The organism is Arthrobacter sp. 05N425 (assembly GCF_056397125.1).
On sequence record NZ_JBFTMU010000001.1, the window covers coordinates 300,809 to 320,903 of the forward strand.

Annotated in this window: 20 protein-coding genes; 6 read left to right on the forward strand and 14 right to left on the reverse strand. The window is 67.5% G+C overall.

Going from position 1 to position 20,095, the window contains the following annotated elements:
* Positions 1 to 198: 198 nt before the first annotated feature.
* On the forward strand, positions 199 to 936 hold the full coding sequence (locus tag AC1DGE_RS01360) for a polyprenol monophosphomannose synthase (protein WP_441417783.1): 738 nt from the start codon (positions 199 to 201) through the stop codon (positions 934 to 936).
* 74 nt (positions 937 to 1,010) lie between these two features.
* Here the strand turns inward: AC1DGE_RS01360 and AC1DGE_RS01365 are convergent, their stop codons facing one another.
* From AC1DGE_RS01365 to AC1DGE_RS01380, 4 genes are all read right to left on the reverse strand, one after another.
* A complete protein-coding gene (locus tag AC1DGE_RS01365) occupies positions 1,011 to 1,358 on the reverse strand; it encodes an RNA polymerase-binding protein RbpA (protein ID WP_026266329.1) in 348 nt (115 codons plus the stop codon).
* 331 nt (positions 1,359 to 1,689) lie between these two features.
* A complete protein-coding gene (locus AC1DGE_RS01370) occupies positions 1,690 to 2,661 on the reverse strand; it encodes an SPFH domain-containing protein (protein WP_476892516.1) in 972 nt (323 codons plus the stop codon).
* A 124-nt stretch (positions 2,662 to 2,785) separates the two neighbouring features.
* Positions 2,786 to 3,271 (reverse strand): NfeD family protein, encoded by a 486-nt coding sequence (locus tag AC1DGE_RS01375; RefSeq protein WP_441417883.1) that lies wholly within the window; start codon positions 3,269 to 3,271, stop codon positions 2,786 to 2,788.
* A 125-nt stretch (positions 3,272 to 3,396) separates the two neighbouring features.
* Positions 3,397 to 4,266, reverse strand: coding sequence for a methyltransferase domain-containing protein (locus AC1DGE_RS01380; protein WP_476892515.1), 870 nt, complete (start codon positions 4,264 to 4,266; stop codon positions 3,397 to 3,399).
* A gap of 110 nt (positions 4,267 to 4,376) precedes the next feature.
* Here AC1DGE_RS01380 and AC1DGE_RS01385 point away from each other — a divergent pair, with 110 nt between their 5' ends.
* The gene (locus tag AC1DGE_RS01385; protein ID WP_476892514.1) at positions 4,377 to 6,458 is read left to right on the forward strand and encodes a S9 family peptidase; all 2,082 of its coding nucleotides are present in this window, start codon (positions 4,377 to 4,379) and stop codon (positions 6,456 to 6,458) included.
* Here AC1DGE_RS01385 and AC1DGE_RS01390 read toward each other — a convergent pair.
* On the reverse strand, positions 6,455 to 7,150 hold the full coding sequence (locus AC1DGE_RS01390; protein WP_476892513.1) for a peptide deformylase: 696 nt from the start codon (positions 7,148 to 7,150) through the stop codon (positions 6,455 to 6,457). The genes AC1DGE_RS01385 and AC1DGE_RS01390 overlap by 4 nt on opposite strands.
* 9 nt (positions 7,151 to 7,159) lie before the next feature.
* Positions 7,160 to 8,107: a hypothetical protein gene (locus AC1DGE_RS01395; RefSeq protein WP_476892512.1), complete on the reverse strand. Its 948-nt coding sequence runs from the start codon at positions 8,105 to 8,107 to the stop codon at positions 7,160 to 7,162.
* A 66-nt stretch (positions 8,108 to 8,173) separates the two neighbouring features.
* On the opposite strand from AC1DGE_RS01395, the gene AC1DGE_RS01400 reads away from it, so the two are divergent.
* On the forward strand, positions 8,174 to 8,575 hold the full coding sequence (locus tag AC1DGE_RS01400; protein ID WP_476892511.1) for a nuclear transport factor 2 family protein: 402 nt from the start codon (positions 8,174 to 8,176) through the stop codon (positions 8,573 to 8,575).
* 15 nt (positions 8,576 to 8,590) lie between these two features.
* Here AC1DGE_RS01400 and AC1DGE_RS01405 read toward each other — a convergent pair whose 3' ends face one another.
* The 3 genes from AC1DGE_RS01405 to AC1DGE_RS01415 are packed head-to-tail and all read right to left on the reverse strand — an operon-like array spanning position 8,591 to position 11,717.
* Entirely contained in the window at positions 8,591 to 9,742 is a 1,152-nt protein-coding gene (locus AC1DGE_RS01405; RefSeq protein WP_476892510.1) for an FAD-dependent oxidoreductase, read from the reverse strand.
* Entirely contained in the window at positions 9,739 to 10,455 is a 717-nt protein-coding gene (locus AC1DGE_RS01410; RefSeq protein WP_441417775.1) for a class I SAM-dependent methyltransferase, read from the reverse strand. Before AC1DGE_RS01410 ends, AC1DGE_RS01405 begins: the two co-directional genes overlap by 4 nt.
* Before the next feature lie 11 nt (positions 10,456 to 10,466).
* Positions 10,467 to 11,717, reverse strand: coding sequence for a type III polyketide synthase (locus AC1DGE_RS01415; protein ID WP_476892509.1), 1,251 nt, complete (start codon positions 11,715 to 11,717; stop codon positions 10,467 to 10,469).
* A 161-nt stretch (positions 11,718 to 11,878) separates the two neighbouring features.
* Between AC1DGE_RS01415 and AC1DGE_RS01420 the strand changes: the two genes are divergently transcribed.
* Entirely contained in the window at positions 11,879 to 14,287 is a 2,409-nt protein-coding gene (locus AC1DGE_RS01420; protein WP_476892508.1) for an ATP-binding cassette domain-containing protein, read from the forward strand.
* A 769-nt stretch (positions 14,288 to 15,056) separates the two neighbouring features.
* Here AC1DGE_RS01420 and AC1DGE_RS01425 read toward each other — a convergent pair.
* The 5 genes from AC1DGE_RS01425 to AC1DGE_RS01445 all read right to left on the reverse strand — a co-directional run bounded on the left by AC1DGE_RS01425 (position 15,057) and on the right by AC1DGE_RS01445 (position 19,185).
* Positions 15,057 to 15,470: a hypothetical protein gene (locus tag AC1DGE_RS01425; protein ID WP_476892507.1), complete on the reverse strand. Its 414-nt coding sequence runs from the start codon at positions 15,468 to 15,470 to the stop codon at positions 15,057 to 15,059.
* Positions 15,471 to 16,050: 580 nt separating this feature from the next.
* The gene (locus tag AC1DGE_RS01430) at positions 16,051 to 17,037 is read right to left on the reverse strand and encodes a methyltransferase family protein (RefSeq protein ID WP_476916743.1); all 987 of its coding nucleotides are present in this window, start codon (positions 17,035 to 17,037) and stop codon (positions 16,051 to 16,053) included.
* A gap of 135 nt (positions 17,038 to 17,172) precedes the next feature.
* Complete coding sequence (locus tag AC1DGE_RS01435) at positions 17,173 to 17,835, reverse strand: hypothetical protein (RefSeq protein ID WP_476916744.1); 663 nt, start codon at positions 17,833 to 17,835, stop codon at positions 17,173 to 17,175.
* A 233-nt stretch (positions 17,836 to 18,068) separates the two neighbouring features.
* The gene (locus AC1DGE_RS01440) at positions 18,069 to 18,611 is read right to left on the reverse strand and encodes a GNAT family N-acetyltransferase (RefSeq protein WP_476916745.1); all 543 of its coding nucleotides are present in this window, start codon (positions 18,609 to 18,611) and stop codon (positions 18,069 to 18,071) included.
* Positions 18,612 to 18,633: 22 nt separating this feature from the next.
* On the reverse strand, positions 18,634 to 19,185 hold the full coding sequence (locus AC1DGE_RS01445; protein WP_476916746.1) for a cysteine hydrolase family protein: 552 nt from the start codon (positions 19,183 to 19,185) through the stop codon (positions 18,634 to 18,636).
* Positions 19,186 to 19,274: 89 nt separating this feature from the next.
* On the opposite strand from AC1DGE_RS01445, the gene AC1DGE_RS01450 reads away from it, so the two are divergent.
* Both AC1DGE_RS01450 and AC1DGE_RS01455 read left to right on the forward strand, forming a co-directional pair.
* The gene (locus tag AC1DGE_RS01450; protein ID WP_476916747.1) at positions 19,275 to 19,691 is read left to right on the forward strand and encodes a DUF3054 domain-containing protein; all 417 of its coding nucleotides are present in this window, start codon (positions 19,275 to 19,277) and stop codon (positions 19,689 to 19,691) included.
* Between the two features lie 87 nt (positions 19,692 to 19,778).
* Entirely contained in the window at positions 19,779 to 20,060 is a 282-nt protein-coding gene (locus tag AC1DGE_RS01455) for an Lrp/AsnC family transcriptional regulator (protein ID WP_146337532.1), read from the forward strand.
* The last annotated feature ends 35 nt before the right edge of the window (positions 20,061 to 20,095 follow it).

A 20,095-nucleotide genomic window follows, 5' to 3' on the forward strand; every position in this document is an offset into this window, starting at 1 on the left:
CACACCGGCCGGTCCGCGCCGGACCACGCCGGCACGCCCGGGCGGTCCAGACCGGCCGGTCCGCGCCGGACCACGCCTGCCGGGCCGGCCGCCCGGCCTCGGCGTGCTGACTGACTATAATGGGGAGCTGTGCCTGTCGTCGGCTAACTGCCGACAGCCCCGGCCCTCCGACCGCTCCCTCCAAGGAAAGGCCCCGCTGTGCGTGTCCTCACGATCATCCCGACCTACAACGAGCTGGAATCGTTGCCCAAGACCCTCGGGCGTCTCCGCACCGCTGTGCCGGCCTCCGACGTCCTGGTGGTTGACGACAACAGCCCCGACGGCACGGGCCAGCTGGCGGATCGAATCGCGGCTGAGGATGGCCAGGTCCACGTCCTGCACCGGGAGGGCAAGGCCGGACTCGGCGCGGCATACATCGCCGGCTTCAAGTGGGGCCTCGACGCCGGCTACGACATCCTTGTCGAGATGGACGCCGACGGTTCGCACAAGCCGGAGCAGCTGCCCCAGCTGATAGAAGCAGTCGAGCAGGGTGCAGACCTGGCCATGGGTTCCCGCTGGGTACCGGGCGGCAGCGTCGTGAACTGGCCGCTGTACCGGCAGGCCATCTCCCGCGTTGGCAGCACCTACGCCCGCATCATGCTGGGCGTCAAGATCAAGGACGTCACCGGCGGCTTCCGTGCCTTCCGCCGGAGCACGCTGGAGAAGCTCAACCTCGACTCCGTGGACTCGGTGGGCTACGGCTTCCAGGTGGACCTCGCCTGGCGTGTGGCCAAGCTGGGCCTGAACATCGTGGAGCGTCCCATCACCTTCGTCGAGCGCGAACTGGGCGCGTCGAAGATGAGCGGCAACATCGTGGTCGAAGCCATGATCAACGTCACCAAGTGGGGCCTCACCGCCCGCTGGAACACCCTAAGCCGCAAGCTCGGCCGCAAATAGACTCAGACGCGCAAAAGGCCGGGCCGGCACCTCAACGAGGTGCCGGCCCGGCCTTTTGTGCGTGGGCGCGGTTGCTAGGCCGAGCGGCGTTCGCCGCGGCGTTCGCGCAGGATGGTGAGCCGGTCTTCCAGGATCTGCTCCAGCTCGGGCAGGGAGCGGCGTTCCAGCAGCATGTCCCAGTGCGTGCGGACGGCCTTCTCGTTGCTGTTCACGGGGCGTTCGCCGTCGACCAGCAGGGCCTCCTTGCCGGTCTTAGAAACCCAAACCGGGGGGATCTCCGCTTCGGAGGAGAAGGTCACGAACACCTGCTCGCCGTCCTCGCAGCGGTACTCGACCCGCTGGCGCGGAGCCGGTTCGACGCCGGATTCGGTCTCCATGCTCTGTGCGCCAAGGCGCATACCCCGCAGGCTGCGATCGCTCATCTTTTCTCCCTTATGATCGGTTCGCAGGGCCGGGCCCTGCGCTAGCCGGGGGCCACTGGGACCTCGCCGGACTACTTGTTGCGTGGCGTTCCCCACTGCAGGAATCGTCAGTAGATATAACGCCGCGCGAAGCGTAATTGTTCCGGCAAGCTGAACCGTCCGGACAAATACTCAAGTATACGCGGGAGCGGCACCTCAGGTAAAGCCGCTCCCGCGTCGGGTGAAGCGACCGAAAGCAGCTGCGGGAAAAGCGGCAGGGACAAGCGGCAGAAAAAAGGGAGACACCCGCCCGAGCGGGTGCCTCCCTGTAACTACGGTTGTAGCGTCCCGACTAGGCCTCCGGTGCGGAACCCGCGGCCGTCGCGGGCTCCGTCGACGTTGCGGCAGAGGCAGCCGCGGTCCCGAACGGCCCGTCCGAGCGCGGGTCGGGGTTGGTGCCGCCAAGGGCGCTGCCGATCCCCTTGAGCGCCTCGCCCACCTCGCTGGGGATGATCCACAGCTTGTTGGAACTTCCCTCGGCGAGCTTCGGCAGCGTCTGCAGGTACTGGTAGGCCAGGAGCTTCTGGTCCGGGTTGCCCTTGTGGATGGCGTCGAAGACCTTCTGGATGGCCTGCGCCTCGCCGTCGGCCCGCAGAATGGCTGCCTGGGCATCGCCTTCCGCCTTCAGGATCGAGGACTGGCGCTGGCCCTCGGCGGTAAGAATGGCGGACTGCTTGGTGCCTTCGGCCGTCAGGATGGCGGCACGGCGGTCCCGCTCGGCGCGCATCTGCTTCTCCATCGAGTCCTGGATGGAGTGGGGCGGATCAATCGCCTTGAGCTCCACCCGGGAGACCCGGATGCCCCAGCGTCCGGTCGCTTCGTCCAGGACGCCGCGCAACTGGCCATTGATCTGGTCGCGCGAGGTCAGCGCCTCTTCAAGGTTCAGCCCGCCGACCACGTTGCGCAGTGTGGTGGTGGTGAGCTGCTCGACGGCCTGGATGTAGTTGGCAATCTCGTAGGTAGCGGCCCGCGCGTCGGTCACTTGGAAGTAGACGACGGTGTCGATGGACACCACGAGGTTGTCCTCGGTGATCACCGGCTGCGGCGGGAAGGACACCACCTGTTCGCGCAGGTCGAGGAGGGGCAGGAGCCGGTCAACGAAGGGAATCAGGATGGTGAGGCCCGGGTTCAACGTCCGCTGGTACTTTCCCAGGCGTTCCACGACGCCGGCGCGCGCTTGCGGGACAATCCGCACCGAGCGCACCAGCACGATTATTACGAACGCAACGAGTACCAGCAGCACTATTGCGACTGCGATATCCATACATCACCTTTTCCCCAGTTATGTGGTTTTGCTGTGCGCGGCAGTCCGGCTGCCGCTGATCCTGCGGCCGGTGGCGGCAACAGGAAGATTGTGCCCCGAGAGGCGGCTCGGAACGGTCGCAGCCTTACAGCGCCTCCGGTTCCGGCGACGGGTTCGGTTGCGGCTCAGGCTGCGGGTCGACGACGGCGGTGGCACCGTCAATGGACCTGACGACGGCGTGCTGCCCGGGAGTCAGCACGCCGGACTCCGAGCGGGCGCTCCAGATGTCGCCGCCGATCTTGACCAGGCCGCCGTTGGCGCTCACGGGTTCCATGACGAGCGCGGATTCGCCGATCAGGCGTTCGACGTTGCTCCGCTGGTCGGCCGGGCTGCTGCGAAGGTGCTTGAGCGCCACCGGCCGCACGAAGCCGATCATGAGCAGCGAGACGACGCTGAAGACAACGATCTGGAGCCAGAAGTCCGCGCCGGCGAAGGCGGCGACCAGCCCGGCCAGGGCACCGCCGCCGAGCATGATGAAGAACAGATCGAGGGTGAGCATCTCCACCACGGCAAACACCAGGAAGACCGTGAGCCACAACGCCCACCAGTTTTCGGCCAGCCAGTCGAACATCATTCCCCCTTAGCCACGCAGCCGGGCCTGCAGGCACAGGCCCTCCCTAACGTGGTTCCATCCTAAGCCGGACGGCAAGGACGCGGGCAGGGTGCCAGGATCAGCCCGGGAACGTGGCCAAGTCGTTATCGTTCAGCGGCCTGTTGCGGAGACTGCAACGGTGCGAAAACACCGATCCGGAAGCGGGCGGACACTGCTGTGCGGGCCGGCAGTCCTGCCACCCTGGCGGCCAGGGAGGCAGGGTCAAGGTGGTGCCCGGCGGGCCCCATCAGGGCGAGATTGGCGACGTCGGCGGGCGCCAGGCGCAGGTCCAGGTCCAGGTCCCGTCCTTCGTGCGCGTGGAAGTGCCCGGCGAGTGTCGCCGCGAGGCGCTCCTCCTTGGCCGGCTCGATTCCCAGCATGCCGGTCTGTCCGGCGATCTCGGCCAGGTGCCCGGGCCGGGGGGTCACCACGATCAGTCGGCCGCCGGGCCGGAGCACCCGGGCAAACTCAGCCGCGTTGCGCGGCGCGAAGACCACGGTGACGACGTCTACGGCGTCGTCCGCCACAGGGAGCGGCTGCCACACGTCGCCGACGAGGTTGACCGCCTCCGGGTTCAGCCGGGCCGCCCGGCGAAGCGCGAATTTTGAGATGTCGATGCCGATGGCCGCAGCCGCCACACGGTCCAGCAGGGCGCGAAGGTAGTGCCCGGTGCCGGTGCCGGAGTCCAGCACCGCGGACCCGGCTTCGGCGAGGAACGGGGCGGCAAGTCCGGCGACCGCCTCGGCCAGGGGACGGTAGTGGCCGGCGGACAGGAAGTCGAAGCGGGCCGCGACCATCGCCGCGGAGTCCGCTTCGAAGACGGTGCCCTTGCCCGTCAGGAAGTTGAAGTATCCCTGCTTGGCGGCGTCGAAGCTGTGCCCGGCGGCGCATATCAGGGAGCGCCCACCGCTGCCTGCCGTGAACGGCCCCCGGCACACGGGGCACACGAGGGCGGCGAGGGAAGCGGCGGGCATAAAGTCAATCGTAGGGCCGGCACGCTCCGGCGGCCGCCCTGAACTCCCGGCGGCGCCGCGCGGATGTGAGGTATTTCACCTCACGGACGCCAGCGGTTAGGCTCGCACTCGTGAAATCCGAACATCTTCCCCTGCTCAAGTCCGTTTCGGCTCCCGCGGTGCACCCTGACGGCTCCCGTGCCGTCGTGGCCGTGGTCCGCCCCGATTTCGACGCCGACGCCTACGTGGGCCAGTTGTGGAACGTGCCGGTGGATCCGGCACTGCGACCGCGCCGGCTGACCCGCGGCTTCCGTGACACGGCACCGGATTTTTCCCCGGACGGGCAGGTGCTGGGGTTCCTCCGCGCCGAAGCCGGCGGCAAACCGCAGCTGCACGTGGTCGAGGCCTCGGGCGGCGAGCCCGTGGTGCTGACGGATGCGCCGCTGGGTGTCAGCGCCTTCACCTGGTCCCCGGATTCGCGCAGCATCGTTTTTAGCGCCAGGACGCCCGAGGACGGCCGCTACGGCACGGTCGACGGAGTCTCGGCCGGCGGCGAGGATGCCCGGCTGATCACGGACTACCAGTACCGGATGAATGGCGTCGGCTACACGGCGGATAAACCCCTGCAGCTCTTCGTCATCCCGGTCCCGGACCTGGACGAGGAACCGAGGGTGGCCCCGTCCGGCCGGGCACTCAAGGCCGCCAAGGCCGCAGAAGAAGGCACGGCTGCCGCGGGCCTGCCGGAGGCGCGTCAGCTCACCACAGCCGCGACGGACCACAACGGTGCCACCTTCAGCACCGACGGCGAAGCCGTGTACTTCACCGCCGCCCTGCACGATGGCAGCGACGAGGACCTGGTGAGCGGAATTTACCGGGTTCCGGCTGATCCCCAAGCCGGGGGAGAGGGCCCCGAGTCCGTGCCCCTCGGCGACACCGGACGGCTGTCCGTCACCGCCGTCCGGCAAAGCCGGGACGGCCGGTGGCTGTACTTCTCGGCGCAGGACCTCGGCGCCGAGGGCAAGGACTTCGTGGCCCGCAACACGGCGCTCTACGTCCTGCCAGCCGGCGGCGGGGACGCTGTCCTGCTCAGCGATCCGGAGACCACGGATCTGAGCGGCGGCGGGATTGAGCTGCGCGGCGCAGACGGCGCCCTGGTCCTGAATAACGCACGGGGCACCGTACAACTATTGGAGTTCGGCCCCACCGGGCAACGCGGCGTTCTGCTCGATGGCGAGCGCGTGGTTAGCGGCGCGGCCGACGGCGGGGGAACACTGGTCCTAAGCTTCGCCGATGCGGAAACTGCCGGAGACGCGGCGGTCCTTGAGGGAAGCGGCCGGCTCCGCGTCGTGAGCGACTTCTCGGCGCCGCTGCGTGACGAAGCCGGGATCATCGCCCCACAGGAACTCACCTTCGCGTCAGGGGACGGCTACCCGGTGCACGGCTGGCTGGTCCGGCCGGCGGGCGACGGTCCGCACCCGGTGCTGCTCAACATCCACGGCGGCCCGTTCGCGCAGTTCACCGGGGCGCTGTTCGATGAGGCCCAGGTCTACGCGGCGGCCGGGTATGCCGTCCTGATGTGCAATCCGCGCGGCTCGGCCGGCTACGGCCAGGCCCACGGACGCTCGATCAAAGAGCGCATGGGCACCGTCGACATGCAGGACGTCCTGGCCTTCCTGGACGGGGCGCTGCAGAAGTTCGAGGAACTCGACGGCGCGGCCCTCGGCATCATGGGCGGATCCTACGGCGGCTACCTGACGGCCTGGACCATCAGCCACGACCACCGCTTCAAGGCCTCCATTGTGGAGCGCGGCTTCCTCGATCCCGTGAGCTTCACCGGATCCTCGGACATCGGCTGGTTCTTCGGCGGCGAGTACACCGGCCGCACCGCGGAGCAGATGGCGGCGCAAAGCCCGATGGCCCGGGTGGAGCAGGTGCGCACTCCCACCCTGGTCATCCACAGCGAGGAGGACCTGCGCTGCCCGGTGGAACAGGGCCAGCGCTACTTCACTGCCCTCAAGCAGCAGGGCGTGGAGGCTGCCTTCCTGGTCTTCCCGGGCGAGAACCACGAGCTGTCCCGGTCCGGAACGCCGCATCACCGCCGGCAGCGCTTCGAGCAGATCCTGCAGTGGTGGTCACGGCACCTTCCGACGGCGGCCAATCCGGCGCCGGCGCGCGGCGCAGCGAACAACGCGGCAGGAAGCTCGGGAAACTAACCGGCCGGCTCGTCCGGCAGGAACCCCAGTTCCTGCCGGGCGTGTTCGATGTCCGGCTGGGCCCAGCGGGCGGCGTATTCGGCGTTGCTGCTCAGGGAGCGCAGCTCGGCCCGGTCCAGGTAGATGATCCCGTGCAGGTGGTCGGTCTCGTGCTGGACAATGCGGGCCTGCCACCCGGTGAAGTCCCGCTGTTGCGCTGTGCCGTCCACCGCGGTGAAGTCCAACCGCACCGATTCAGGCCGCAGCACCGCCGCCTGCAGGCCGTTGAGGGACAGGCAGCCCTCGTAGAAGGCCTTCTTGGCCGAGCCCAGCGGCACGTAGCTCGGGTTGAGCATGGCAAAGAACGGCAGGGGCTCCCGCCCCCGGGCCGCGGCTACCTCCGGGTCGACGTCGAACCGGTCCTCCAGGACGGCTATCTGCAGGGGGATTCCCAGCTGCGGTGCGGCGAGCCCGACGCCCGGTGCTTTGTGCATGACCCTGCGCATCAGATCGATCAGCCGGCTGAGTTCGGCGTCGTCCAGCTGGCCGGTGAAGGGCACCGCCTGCTGCCGGAGCACCGGGTGGCCCACCTGGACGATGGGCGGAAGCACGCCTGCGTTCAGGATCTCCTCAACAGCCTCCTGGATGCTCTCGGTGCTGATCTCGGCGGTGGGGGCGATGGTGTTTGCGTCGTTCGTCGTGTCTGAAGACATGGGAACAGACTACTGGCGACCGCACGCTGAGGTGACGAAATCGTAAATGCGTCCCCGCAGTTGTGACCCGGCGTCGATCTTCAGGGTTCCCCGACGGCCGCCGACGGTGACCTGCACCGGAATCAGCGTCCCCACCTTGTCCTCCGCCACGGCGTGCGGGTCGCACCGGGCCGGGCGGATGCCGAGCCGCACTTCGTGCACCGGCCCGGCCGCATCCACCCGGAGGCCGCTGGGCCAGGGCGCACTCGTGTCTTCTTCCAGCAAGGTGGTCCCGCCGATGCTGTCGATCGTAAGGGTCCCGCCGCCACCGGCTGCCGCCGAGGTTCGCGGGGTGATGACCAGGTGCAGGACGGCAGCTCGGGCATCTGCGGACACCTCGAGGCTGGGGCTGAGCCGGAAGCCGGCCACCGAGGCGGCGGCCTGGGCAACGCACATTTCGGCGTTGTTCCGAGGCAGGACTCCGAAAGGATCGGCCGCTGTTGCGGTGAGCGTCTTTTCCGGTGTTCCGGCGGCGGCCGCCACCCGGACCTCGACGACTGCGCCCGGCTCTGCAGGTTTTGAACCGGACGGCGCGGCCTGGCCGGATCGCGGCGCCGGATCGGGGCAGGCGGCGGCCGGCAACCGGGCCGGCAGGCTCTTTGTCTGGCCGGGCGGCAGCTCCGTCCCCGCTGCCGCCGAGGTCCAGTGGATTCCGTCAGCAAAAAGCGGACTCCGCAGACCGGCTGCGAGCACGGTGACCGCCTCGCCGGTGGTGTTGGTCAGCTGGATCTCTACGATCCGCTTGCTGTAGTTGTCGCGGAACTGGCTGATCTCCGCGGTCAGCGGTCCGCTTCCGGAAGCCGCCGGCGTCGCTCCGCTTCCGGTTGCTGCCGGGCCCGTGCCCGGACTGCACGATGCCGCCGCCAGGACGACCAGCACTGCGGCGGACCACCGGAGCGTCGGGGGAAGGCTACCCATGCGGTCAGTCTAGGCCGCGGCACCGCAGCCGGCACGCCTGGGGCGCAGTTCGGCTAGTCTCGGTCCATGACACCGACACCCCTGGACTGCGTGCTCGGCCTGCTCCGGGCCATTGAAGCCGGCGGCGGCGCGGAGGCGCTCGGCCCCTTCCTGGCCGAAGACTACGTCCTGACCGAGGCACCCCACCTGCTCGCTCCGGGGGGGTCCACCCGCAACCGGGACCAGGTCCTCGACGGTGCCGAGCACAGCGGCGAAATCGTTTCCGGGCAGCGCTTCGAAGTCCAGCGCAGCACGTGCGAGGGAGGCCGGGTGGTCCTGGAGGCCGAGTGGTCCGCGACGGTGCTGATGGATCTACCGCATTGGGACAAGGGCGACGAAATCCGGGCCCGGACCGCCTCGGTGTTCGAGGTGCGCGACGGCCGGATCATCAGCCAGCACAGCTACGACTGCTACTACACGCCGCACTGAGGGCTCCCGCCCCGGCTACTGCATGGTGAACCGGCGGGCCACGAAGCTGTTGACGGCCGGGACGGCCGCCGCGGCGGCCAAGACACTGTTGCGTGCGGTCAGCGGGCCTTCGCGGAGCGGCCGGCCCAGCGCCATGTTGATCTCCGACTGCCGCGCCGCTCTGGCGGCCTGGCGCATCCGCTGCCGTTCGAACGCCGGCAGGCCGTTGCGGTTGCCAGCCATGAGCTCCGGCACGAGGGGTGCCAGCGCCAGGGCGTCGAGCCAGCCCAGGCTCATGCCCTGACCTCCAATCGGGCTGATCTCGTGTGCCGCGTCCCCGATCAGAATGCAGCGGTCAACCACCAGTCGGCGGGCCAGCCGGGCACGCACGCCGAAGCCGCTGAGCATGCTGTTGCTGCCGGGGTCGACGTCGACGCCGGTCCGTCGCCGGACCTCCCGTGCCAGCCAAACGGCGTCGGCCGAGCTCCCCGCCGGAGCCCCGGCCGGACCGAGGCGAACCACCCAGCGGCGCAGCTTCCCCGGCAGCGGGAACGACTCGACGATCCCGCCGCTGGCCAGGAACAGCGCCGCATCCGGACCAAGTCCGGTGCCGTCGGCGAAGTCGCCCATGAGGTAGCGGTCCGGGTAGTCCCGGCGCCGCAGGGGCACGCCGAGCGCAGCCCGGGCCGCGGAGCGGACCCCGTCCGCGGCGATCACGAGGGGAGCCGCGAAGCTCACCGACCGTCCGCCCAGGCAGGCCTGTACCGTGACCTGCCGGCCGTCGTCGTGCAGCCCCTCCACCCGCACGCCCCGGCGCAGCGCGTCCGGGTCGAGCTCCTGCAGCCGCCCCTCCAGCACCGCCTCGGTGCGACCCTGCGGCAGGGAGAGCACAAACGGGAACAGCTCGGACACCCGGGCGAAGGACATTTCGGCCAGCATGGTGCCGCGGTTGAGGGCAATGCCGCGCCGGATCTGGACGCCCCGGCGGATGAGCTCCTGATCCACGCCGACGTGCCGCAGGGCATCGAGTGCCGGCGGATGGATGCCAATGGCCCGCGAGTGCGGTTCCGGCCCGGTCCGCTGTTCGAGCACCGCGACCCGCAGCCCCCGCTGCAGCAGCAAAGCAGCCATGAACAGCCCCACCGGACCGCCGCCGATGATCACGACGTCCGTCGCGGCGTCGGTCATGGTCCCGCCCCGGCACTCCGCCCCCGCGCCCTGTCCAGGATCAGCAGGTTGCGGAACGGGGCGCGGGCCACCACGGCCCAGCCCGGGGGAGCCGCAGCGCGCAGTTCCGCCGAGGTGTAGCTGCGCCGGATCGACGTCAGGCCGTCCTGCCGGATGTAGGAGCCCCGGAACGGCAAGGCGCCCGCATAGAACAGCGAATAGGCGGCCGGGCTGCGGCGGAGGTCGTTGTGGATCACCGTCCCGGCACTCAGTGCGGCCGATTCGGCAAGGAAGCCGGCCAGCGCGCCGGCGTCCAGGTGGTGCAGCACATGGTTGGAGACGACGACGTCGTAGCGCTCACCTTCGCCGAGCAGTTCCGCCGCTGTCTGCCGCCGGAACGTCACGCCGCCCCGGGTGCGCCGGGCGGCCGCAAACGCAGCGGCCCGTGGGTCCGGATCGATCGCAGTGATCTCCAGTCGCAGCCCGTCCCGGGCCGCCCAGCGGGACAACAGCACCGGGACGTCGCCGCCGCCGCAACCGATGTCCAGCAACGTGGTGGCCGACTCCGCGGAGAGCAGCGGCTTGATCTGCTGCCGGTAGATGCCCCTCCAGCCGGACACAGCGCGGTTCACCAGGGCGAACTGGGCGTAGGTCCGTTCCAGCCTGGCAGGATCGCAGTCGGGCCGGTCCATCTCCTCAACGGCATCCAGGGCACGCGTGCGCAGCAGCACCATGGCGCCGGTGCTCAGGCCAGAGCCGATGCCGGCCGGGGCACGCCGGGGCGCTGCAGGTCGGCCTCACCGCTGGCCGCCCGTGGTGCCGTGATCTTGGTGAAGAGCGCGGTCTCCACCGTCAGGCCCGGGCCGAATGCCATCGAGCAGATGCGTTCCCCGCCATCGTCGTCGGCTGCCAGCGCACCGCCGGTGTCGGCGCCGTCGGTGCCAGCGCCGGGCGCGGGAAGGTCGAGGATGTGCCGGATCACGAAGAGCACGGTGGCGCTGCTCATGTTGCCGTAGTTCCGCAGCGTTTCGCGCGCCGGGATCAGCTGTTCGTCGCTGAGCTCCAGCCTGGACTGCACCTTGTCCAGGATGCTGCGGCCGCCGGGATGGATGGCCCAGTGCCGGATGTCGCGGTAGGGGAGTCCGAGGAGCGAGGCATCCCGGGACAGGAGCGGTTCGAGGGCGTCGATGATGTGGTCGTCGATGATGTGCGGGACGTAGGTGCCGAGGACCATTTCGAATCCTTCGTCGCCGATGTTCCACGCCATCGCTTCCTCGCCCACCGGGGTCAGGACCGTTTCGAAGTGGTCAAGGGTCAGCAGGGCCGGCTGGTCCGGGATGTCGCGGGCACTGATGATGGCGGCCGCCGCGCCGTCGGCAAACAGCGCGGATCCCATAATCGTGTCCGGGTCGTTGGAGGTCCGGACGTGGAGGGAACAAAGTTCGGCGCAGACCACCAGCACCACGGCCTCCGGGTCCGCGTCGCAAAACGATTTGGCCGCGCGCAGTGCCGGGAAGGCGGCGTAGCAGCCCATGAAGCCGAGGTGGTAGCGCTGGACCGAGGGGTTCAGCCCGAGCGCACGGACAATCTTGTAGTCGGGGCCGGGGTTGAAGAAGCCGGTGCAGGACACTGTGACGAGGTGGGTGATCTCGCGGGCTTCGATGCCCTGGCAGGCCGCCAGCGCCTTGTCCGCCGCCTCGATGAAGAGCTTGCTGGCTTCGGCCGCGAAGATGTCGTTCCTGACTTTGGTGCTGGGGCTCAGCAGCAGGCCGGTGGCGGGGTCGAAGAACTGCGGATTCTCCGACCGGCTGCCGGTGGTGAGCTCCCCGACGGCGGTGTAGCGGGTGTCGATGGCGGCGGAGTCGAAGCAGGTGCTCACCAGCCGGGAGCCGAGCCGGCTGAGCCCCGGCTGGGCGGCAAACACGTCGCGGGCCTCGGACTGAATCAATACGGTGGGCGGGACAGCAGTTTCCAGGGACCTCAGGTAGACCGTCATGGTTCATTCTCAGTGAGGGCGGCGGATAAGACAATGCATGCCGGGGGCGTGCGGCCAGCGCGGCGGAGGATAACCCCATCGTCTGTTCTAAGCTGTTCACATCGAGCGAGGCGGCGCCGTCGGATGCGCGGGGGCGGCCAGGCCGAACAGAGGGAGACACGATGAGCATGGCGACCAACACGAACGCGGACACGGAGACGGACCCGCGGCTGGCGCCGCACGTCGCCGACACCCACGACCTCATCCGTGTGCAGGGCGCCCGGGAGAACAACCTCAAGGACATCAGCGTTGAAATTCCGAAGCGCCGGTTGACCGTGTTCACCGGTGTTTCCGGCTCGGGTAAGAGCTCGCTGGTGTTCGCCACGATCGCCGCCGAGTCGCAACGGATGATCAACGAAACTTACAGCGCCTTTGTGCAGGGCTTCATGCCCAACCTGGCGCGGCCCGACGTCGACCTGATGGAGGGGCTGACGACGGCGATTATCGTCGACCAGGAACGGATGGGCGCGAACCCGCGGTCCACCGTCGGCACCGCCACCGACGCCAACGCCATGCTCCGCATCCTCTTCAGCCGGCTCGGGACACCGCACGTGGGGCCGCCCACGGCGTTCTCCTTCAACGTCCCGACGAGGAAGGCCAGCGGGGTGATGAGCACCGAAAAAGCCGGGGGGAGGGTTGAGAAGAGTGTGGTGCACGGCGCCGTCTACCTGGGCGGCATGTGCCCGCGGTGCGAGGGGATGGGCTCGGTCTCCGACTTCGACCTCACGGCGCTCTATGACGAGACCAAGTCGCTGGCCGAGGGCGCGCTGACGATCCCCGGGTACAGCATGGACGGCTGGTACGGCCGCATCTTCAGCGGCGCCGGTTTCGACATGGACAAGCCGATCGCGAAATACACCAAGAAGGAAATGAACGACCTGCTCTACACGGAGCCGACCAAGATCAAGGTCGAGGGCATCAACCTCACCTATGAGGGCCTGATCCCGAAGATCCAAAAATCGATGCTTTCCAAGGATGTCGAGGCGATGCAGCCGCACGTCCGGGCCTTCGTGGAGCGTGCCATTACCTTCCAGGCCTGCCCGGAGTGCAACGGCACCCGTCTCAGCAAGGAGGCGCGGTCCTCGAAGATCCGGGGGAAGAACATCGCCGAATTGTGCGAGATGCAGATCAGTGACCTGGCCGTGTGGGTCCGCGAGCTCGACGAGCCCTCGGTCGAGCCGCTCCTTAAGGGCCTGCGGCACCTGCTCGATTCGTTTGCGGAAATCGGGCTGGGCTACCTTTCGCTGGATCGGCCGGCGGGGACTTTGTCCGGGGGAGAGGCCCAGCGGACCAAGATGATCCGGCACCTGGGGTCCTCGCTGACCGACATCACGTACGTCTTCGACGAGCCGACGATCGGCCTGCACCCGCATGACATCGAGCGGATGAACCAGCTACTGCTGCAGCTCCGTGACAAGGGCAACACCGTGCTCGTCGTCGAGCACAAGCCGGAGACGATCGCGATCGCCGACCACGTCGTTGACCTCGGTCCCGGGGCGGGCACCGGGGGCGGCAGTGTCTGCTTCGAAGGAAGTGTGGAGGGCCTGCGGCGCAGTGACACCATCACCGGCCACCACCTCGACGACCGGGCGACGGTCAAGGATGCGGCGCGTACTCCGTCAGGCTCGCTTGAGGTGCGCGGCGCGTCGACGAACAACCTCCGGGACGTCGACGTCGACCTCCCGCTCGGGGTGCTTTGCGTGCTCACGGGGGTCGCCGGATCCGGCAAAAGCTCGCTGATCCAGGGCTCGGTGGCCGGCCGGGACGGCGTGGTGCTGATCGACCAGAGCGCCATCAAGGGTTCACGGCGCAGCAACCCTGCGACGTACACGGGCCTGCTTGAACCGATCCGCAAGGCGTTCGCAAAGGCCAACGGCGTGAAGCCGGCGCTGTTCAGCTCCAACTCCGAAGGCGCCTGCCCCACCTGCAACGGCGCGGGCGTGATCTTCACGGAGCTTGGCGTTATGGCCACTGTCGAGTCCACCTGCGAGGACTGCGAGGGCCGCAGGTTCCTGGCATCAGTGCTGGAATACAAGCTGGCCGGCCGCAACATCGCTGAAGTCCTGGCGATGTCGATGACCGAGGCGGAGCTGTTCTTTGGCGACGGCGAGGCCCGCACGCCGGCGGCGCACAAGATCCTCGACCGGCTCGTGGACGTCGGACTCGGCTACCTCAGCCTCGGCCAGCCGCTCACCACCCTGTCCGGCGGCGAACGGCAGCGGCTCAAGCTGGCCACCCAGATGGCGGAGAAGGGGGACGTCTACGTCCTCGACGAACCGACAACGGGCCTGCACCTGGCCGACGTCGCGAACCTGCTCGGGCTGCTGGACCGGCTGGTCGATTCCGGCAAGTCGGTGATCGTCATCGAGCACCACCAGGCGGTCATGGCACACGCCGACTGGATCATCGACCTGGGCCCCGGCGCCGGACACGACGGCGGCCGGATCGTCTTCGAGGGCACGCCCGCCGAGCTGGTTGCCGCGAAGTCCACGTTGACCGGGGAACATCTGGCGGCCTACGTCGGAGAGTGAGCGCGGGCTCTGCCTGGGTCATTTAAGCGCGGCATGGATACTCGATGAGATCCGGATCTTACCTATATGTGAAAATCAAACATTGCAGAGGGTTTTCGATTTCTTTATGTCGGGTTTATGCTAATGCATTAGCAATTGATAATTTATCAAATAGTCCGGGGGAGTAGCCCCCTGAAGTCACTCCAGCCTGTTTGCCGGCACGTTCTTCTGACATGGATGTCTCCGCGGCCGGCACCCTGCTTTCACCTGGCTTCCCGGCGCTCCCTGGCTTTCAACTAGTCCGGTGTCCGGCTGAGGGCTGTGGCGAACTGCCGCCCAAGCCGCGTGGTCGGACAGCGCAATTTCCGYGTTAGGACGACATTGTTGTTTTGATATCCGCTAATTGCCCGGGATCTTCCTGGCACGTCAGGTGGCGACGTTGTCCGCTGAATTGACACGAGGTCGGCTAATGAAGTGACCATGGACAAGAAATGCAAATTTGCAACCAACCAGCGCAGAGGCAGCAAATTCGCAGCCTGTGGCACTGGCTTCGCGCATCGGCGCTGGAATGTCTCCGGCGGCTCCAAGGTCGCACCGTGCAGCAGCATCCCGACTGCTTCCTCCCCGGCGGAAATGTCCCGGCTGCTTCATCCCGGCGCAGCCGGTGCACCAGGCGACGGACAGCAACCGCGGCCGGCACTATGGAAGCCCTCTTCCGGCCCTTAACGTAACGCCGATAATCAACATTATGTCAAGTAAACAGAAAGTTGCCAGGAGGGGCTTCGCCTGGTTACGGCGTGAGACGCCATGGATCCCAAGGCCGCTCAGGCGGATTTCGCACGACAACCCATAGCGGCCACGCCATAACGGCCAGAACGCCGAATGCCTCCCAGCCGAAGCCGGCCCGGGAGATCACGTTGATGAGCACGCCGAGTAGAAGTATCAATACCGACCAGGCTGTGTAGAAGGCGCCGCGCGCCCTCCGTCTCCACCAGGAACAACTGTCGCTGACATCGGACGGCGCCCGTTCATCTTTGGATACGAATTGGCCCACCAGGAGGCCCACGGCCATGGAGGTCACAACGAAGTCGGGAACGAGACTAAGGGCATACGCTCCAGCGGCGACCACCACGGCCACCCAGACAAAACCCCGCAGGCCGCGGCGAACGAACGGGCTGGAGCTTCCCTCCTCCTGGTTCGTCATGAATGAATAGTACGATGACGGCCGAATGGCAGCTCTCACGAACCTGACTCATTGGGAACCACCGTTGATGTTTTCGGCGCCGCGCGCAGAACCAAGCCTTCGTGAATGTGGGCAATGCCGCTAAGGGGTTCGGTCCTGCGGCCCTCTCCCCTGCCGGATAGCCGGCAGGCCAACAACCAACCTGATTACTGTGGCGGGCACCGCAATGACTCCAGCAAGATGAGGCAGCAGGCCGTCCGGTGCCGCGAGATCGGTCCAGCCAACCAGCAGTGCCGTGGCGCCGACGGCGAGCGTCCCTGGCCAGCCAAGACCCCGAAACCGTGCCCAGCCCGCCGCCGCAGCGGACGCAACAGCGCCCAGGAAGATCAGCGTATGGCCGGACCTTTCGCGTTCAAAACCATCGCAATATCCGAAGAGGAAAGCGGTCAGCCAGAGTCCCCATGCTGTCAGGCCAACGGAGACCTGGACTCCAGTCGCCCACATGCCAGTGTCCAAGCGGCGCCGGCGGAGGGAAATCATGGGCACAGCCTACGCCGGGTCCCAGTAGCCCTCTCCCCCGGCGCCTGGTTCGCGCCGACAGCTACGGCGTGCCCGGCTGGGTGCGTCTCGCCGTCGTCATGTGCGGGATCCAGCAGCGGACCGTGTCGCAATACTGCTGAAATTCATCACCGTACCGTTCCAGCAGGTCTGCTTCCTCCAGCGGCCTGACGGCGTAATTCCACACAAGCGAGCCGGCGACTGCGTAGGCAATAACCAGCCACGACTGCACCATCACGCCTACCGCGGCGCCCTGGACAATCCCTGCGACCGCCATCGGATTGCGGATCCAGCGATACGGGCCCACGATGACCAGCCGGTTGGGCATCGCCGACGGCAGCGGCGTGCCGTGCCCCAACGTGGACATGACGATGGCCGACCAGATGCCAAGAGCGCTGGCAAGTAGCAGGACCATGGCGCCGACTGGATATGCAACCGGCGGAAATGGAAGGGCCACCGCCCACCGTTGTTCGAGGAACGCGAGGGCAAAAGGAACGATGGCCAGGAAGAAGCCCCAAAATATGACGATCTGCCCGAATGTTGCGGCGACATGGCTTACTGCTGCCGGGCGGCGGGCGGCCGGGCGCAATGCGAAGGGCCCGCGGATGATCCATGCGGTCGGTATGCGCCCCAGAAGCACCGCGCAAAGCGCGATCACTGAACCAGCGAAGGCCGCACCCATGGTCACCACACCCCAGCCGGCCTCGGCCGTTATGGTGGCATATGCCGCCAGCACGAAGGCGACCAGTCCGGTCCAGCAGACCCTCACCACTGCGGCGGCCCGGATACCAAAAGCGGCGAGGGCTGAAGCCACGACAAATAGGGGAATGTCGAAGACCGCGACGGCGGCGGCATCAAGATTGCCGAGGGTCGCCAGGCGGATGGCCGGGGACACCAGAACCGCAATCCACCAGGACGCACCGGCGAAAGCCTGGAAGGCGAAATACGTCCGCCCCCACCAAACGAGACGCGTCACAGCACTAACCCCAGCACTGGTCCCCTTGTCCTCATGCGGTTCGAATTCATTCAACGTCTGACCGTCGACCCGGCGCGCCGGGGTTTCGTCGAGAACGATGGTGGGAAAAGCCTACCCATGGACGCTGCAGCGTCCGGGATGCGGACTGCCCGCCGGTCCCCCAACCGGCGGGCCGCCCCAGCTCGGGAGCTAGTGGTAGTTCAGGCTGACCAGCAGCGCTTTGAGTTGTGCATATTGTTCCGTGGCCATCCACGCCTTAGCCGCTCCCCGGTTCTTGAATGCGGGGTCGTCGAAGAGCACACGGGTGACCAAGCCGCCGTTGTCAGTCGACACAACGTTGCACCAGGAGGGCACCCCGTCGCCCTGCTTCAGCGACCGAGGATCGACCAGGCCCATGAAGTAGGCGTCGCCGGCACCGGCACCATAGGATTCAACGGAGAACCCGAAGACCGGGGCGGAACCATTCGGTGCCGCCATGCCCGCGACCTCCGCCTGATCCAACACCCGCCGCGACACCGGGCCCCCGGCACAGCCCACGGGAACGCCGTTGGCCATGAGAAGCAGATCGTTGCCGGCGCCGTCCGAAACAACAGCTTCGACACCGGGAGGCCCCGCCGGAGGAAGCGCTGTCCGCACCGTCCACGACACCGGGTAGTCGAAGGAGATATGCCCGTCAGGGAAGGTGAACGTCTTGAGGCTGCTGGGCGCGGGCTTTGCCGCCGGCGCGTGAGTCGGTGCGGCCCCGCCCGCTCTGGTGGGCGAAGCGGCAGGCGAGGTCGCAGAGTTTGCGGTCCGCGTAGTGGACAGCGGCGAAGCGGCCAGCACCGTGGAGGAAGTGGTGGCGTCTGTCACTGCCACATTCGGCGCGGCTGCGGGAGCAGCCCCTGGCTGTGGCCCACAGCCGGCCAGGACGAGGCTGGCGGCAAGACCGGCCATTGTTACTGCGGTGATGTACCCGGCACGATTGGATTTCATTTTTGTTACCCCCAATATCTGTGAAGGCGGGCTAAACGTCCCGCTAGATATAAGGTTTCCCGGGCGTGGCCAGAAATTACGGAGCCGCCAAAAATCTCTAAAGCCAGGCCTCAGGGCAGTGCCGGCGCGCCCTGCTCGTCTGTCTCGACCCAGTAGCGCCGCTTGCCGTTGCGGGTGTCTTCGTAGACGCCGCCGTTGCGTTCGATGGTCGCCCTGGATCCGGCGTTGTCCTCGTCGCAAGTGATCAGGACCCGGGAAATTCCGAGTTCCTTCGCCACCGGCAGGGCGTCGGCCAGTGCCTTGGCTGCGTGGCCGCGGCGCCGTGCGGACGGCCTGACGCTGTAGCCGATGTGGCCGCCCTCGTTGAGGAGGAAACTGTTCAGCTCATGCCTAATGGCCAGCGAGCCCAGGAAGGTGTCGCCGTCCACAATCCACAGGTAGGTGCACGGGACGTATCCGGGCTTCCGGGGGGTCTCCGGTAACGCGTTGTTGACGAGCGCACCGACGAAGGGGCGGAAGGTGGCGGTGTCCTTGAGATCATCCAGCGGCCAGTCCTCGGCGCCGCCGCCGTCCCTGTGGGCACCGTCGAACTCTGCTGCTCCCTCCAGCCAGGAGGAGTGGTAACGGATGTCTGGAACAATGAGGCGGGCCATCAGACGATCCTATGCTCCGGGATCAGTCGAACATCACTGTATTGGTCGCCACGACGCCCGCCGCACGCCCCGGCGCCGACTGGTTTTGCCAGTAGAGGTTTGTGTGGGCGATCACCAGCTCCGGCGGCGGTGCGCCCCAAGCCGAAAGATCCTCTGTGGTGTGCGCGTCACCCACCAGGGTCACGTCGTAGCCACGCACAAACGCCCCGTGGATGGTGGATCGGATGCACTCGTCCGTTTGCGCTCCCGCAACGAGGATTCGCCCGACGCCGCCAGCGGCGAGCACATCTTCGAGGTCCGTAGCCTCGAAGGAATCACCGTAGGACTTGTGCACCAGAGGTTCGTGCTCCGCCCGGGACAGCTCAGGAACATACTGCCAGGCCTCGCTCCCCCGCTCCAGCTGCGCATCCGAATGCTGGACCCAGATGATCGGGACGGCGGCTGCACGAGCCTTGTCGACGAGTTCGGCGATGTTCGCAACGACGGAATCGCGCTCGTGGGCGCCTTCCACCACCCCGTTCTGCACATCGATCACCATCAAGGCCGTGTTGGGCCGATCCGACAGCGTTGTCATGATCATCTCCTTGCTCGCAGCTGTGGTTCCTCAGGTCATCATGCTAGGCCGCGACGGCGTCCCGCAATGGCCGCAGCTAGGCTGGAGGTATGCCAGCCAACACTCCCCCAGTCGCCCAACCGCCGTCGACCGCACGAGGCGCCCTGCTGGCCGCCGCCGGCGACGCCGTCCTGATCCTGCTCTTCGCCGCGATCGGACGCGACGCCCATCAGCGTGGCGAGATCATCACCGGGGTCCTGGCGACGGCCTGGCCGTTCCTCGCCGGCGCCGCCGTGGCATGGCTCGCCCTGCGCCTGTGGCGGGGTCCCCTGGCGCTCTGGCCGGCCGGCGTCGCGGTCTGGCTCGGCACGGTGGCGGTCGGCATGCTGCTCCGGGCCCTCACCGGGCAGGTTGTGGTGCTGCCGTTCGTGATCGTGGCGCTGCTCAGCCTGGCCGTTTTCCTGCTCGGCTACCGCCTTTTGTTCGCGGCCACACGGCGGCTCCGGGCAGGGCGCCGGCGGAGCTGATGCACTAGGCTTGCAAGCAGATGGCACGGCCTCAATGGGGCCAATCAACAAGCCAGCAACGGCGCACCAGATCCGAAAGGCCCCCACGTGATCACCGCTTTCGTCCTGATCAAGACAGACGCTTCCGCCATCCCGGAGACGGCTGAAAAAATCTCCGCGATTCCCGGCATTAGCGAGGTCTATTCCGTGACCGGCGAATGGGACCTGATCGCAATCGCACGCGTCGCCAAGCACGAGGAGCTCGCCGACGTCATCGCGGACAAGCTCTCCAAGGTCCCGGCCGTGGTGCACACCACCACGCACATCGCCTTCCGCGCCTACTCGCAGCACGACCTCGACGCGGCGTTCGCCTTGGGCTTCGAACAGTAGCCGGCCCAGCGGGCACGGAGCGCCGCCAGCCGGAG

Excerpts from the sequence above, each read along its gene's own strand:
- AC1DGE_RS01450 (WP_476916747.1), top strand. The coding sequence starts at position 19,275 with ATGCCAGCCAACACTCCCCCAGTCGCCCAACCGCCGTCGACCGCACGA.
- AC1DGE_RS01400 (WP_476892511.1), top strand. The coding sequence starts at position 8,174 with ATGACACCGACACCCCTGGACTGCGTGCTCGGCCTGCTCCGGGCCATT.
- AC1DGE_RS01380 (WP_476892515.1), bottom strand. The coding sequence starts at position 4,266 with ATGCCCGCCGCTTCCCTCGCCGCCCTCGTGTGCCCCGTGTGCCGGGGG.
- AC1DGE_RS01370 (WP_476892516.1), bottom strand. The coding sequence starts at position 2,661 with ATGGATATCGCAGTCGCAATAGTGCTGCTGGTACTCGTTGCGTTCGTA.
- AC1DGE_RS01375 (WP_441417883.1), bottom strand. The coding sequence starts at position 3,271 with ATGTTCGACTGGCTGGCCGAAAACTGGTGGGCGTTGTGGCTCACGGTC.
- AC1DGE_RS01415 (WP_476892509.1), bottom strand. The coding sequence starts at position 11,717 with ATGACGGTCTACCTGAGGTCCCTGGAAACTGCTGTCCCGCCCACCGTA.
- AC1DGE_RS01410 (WP_441417775.1), bottom strand. The coding sequence starts at position 10,455 with ATGGTGCTGCTGCGCACGCGTGCCCTGGATGCCGTTGAGGAGATGGAC.
- AC1DGE_RS01445 (WP_476916746.1), bottom strand. The coding sequence starts at position 19,185 with ATGACAACGCTGTCGGATCGGCCCAACACGGCCTTGATGGTGATCGAT.
- AC1DGE_RS01420 (WP_476892508.1), top strand. The coding sequence starts at position 11,879 with ATGAGCATGGCGACCAACACGAACGCGGACACGGAGACGGACCCGCGG.
- AC1DGE_RS01405 (WP_476892510.1), bottom strand. The coding sequence starts at position 9,742 with ATGACCGACGCCGCGACGGACGTCGTGATCATCGGCGGCGGTCCGGTG.
- AC1DGE_RS01440 (WP_476916745.1), bottom strand. The coding sequence starts at position 18,611 with ATGGCCCGCCTCATTGTTCCAGACATCCGTTACCACTCCTCCTGGCTG.
- AC1DGE_RS01425 (WP_476892507.1), bottom strand. The coding sequence starts at position 15,470 with ATGACGAACCAGGAGGAGGGAAGCTCCAGCCCGTTCGTTCGCCGCGGC.
- AC1DGE_RS01395 (WP_476892512.1), bottom strand. The coding sequence starts at position 8,107 with ATGGGTAGCCTTCCCCCGACGCTCCGGTGGTCCGCCGCAGTGCTGGTC.
- AC1DGE_RS01365 (WP_026266329.1), bottom strand. The coding sequence starts at position 1,358 with ATGAGCGATCGCAGCCTGCGGGGTATGCGCCTTGGCGCACAGAGCATG.
- AC1DGE_RS01390 (WP_476892513.1), bottom strand. The coding sequence starts at position 7,150 with ATGTCTTCAGACACGACGAACGACGCAAACACCATCGCCCCCACCGCC.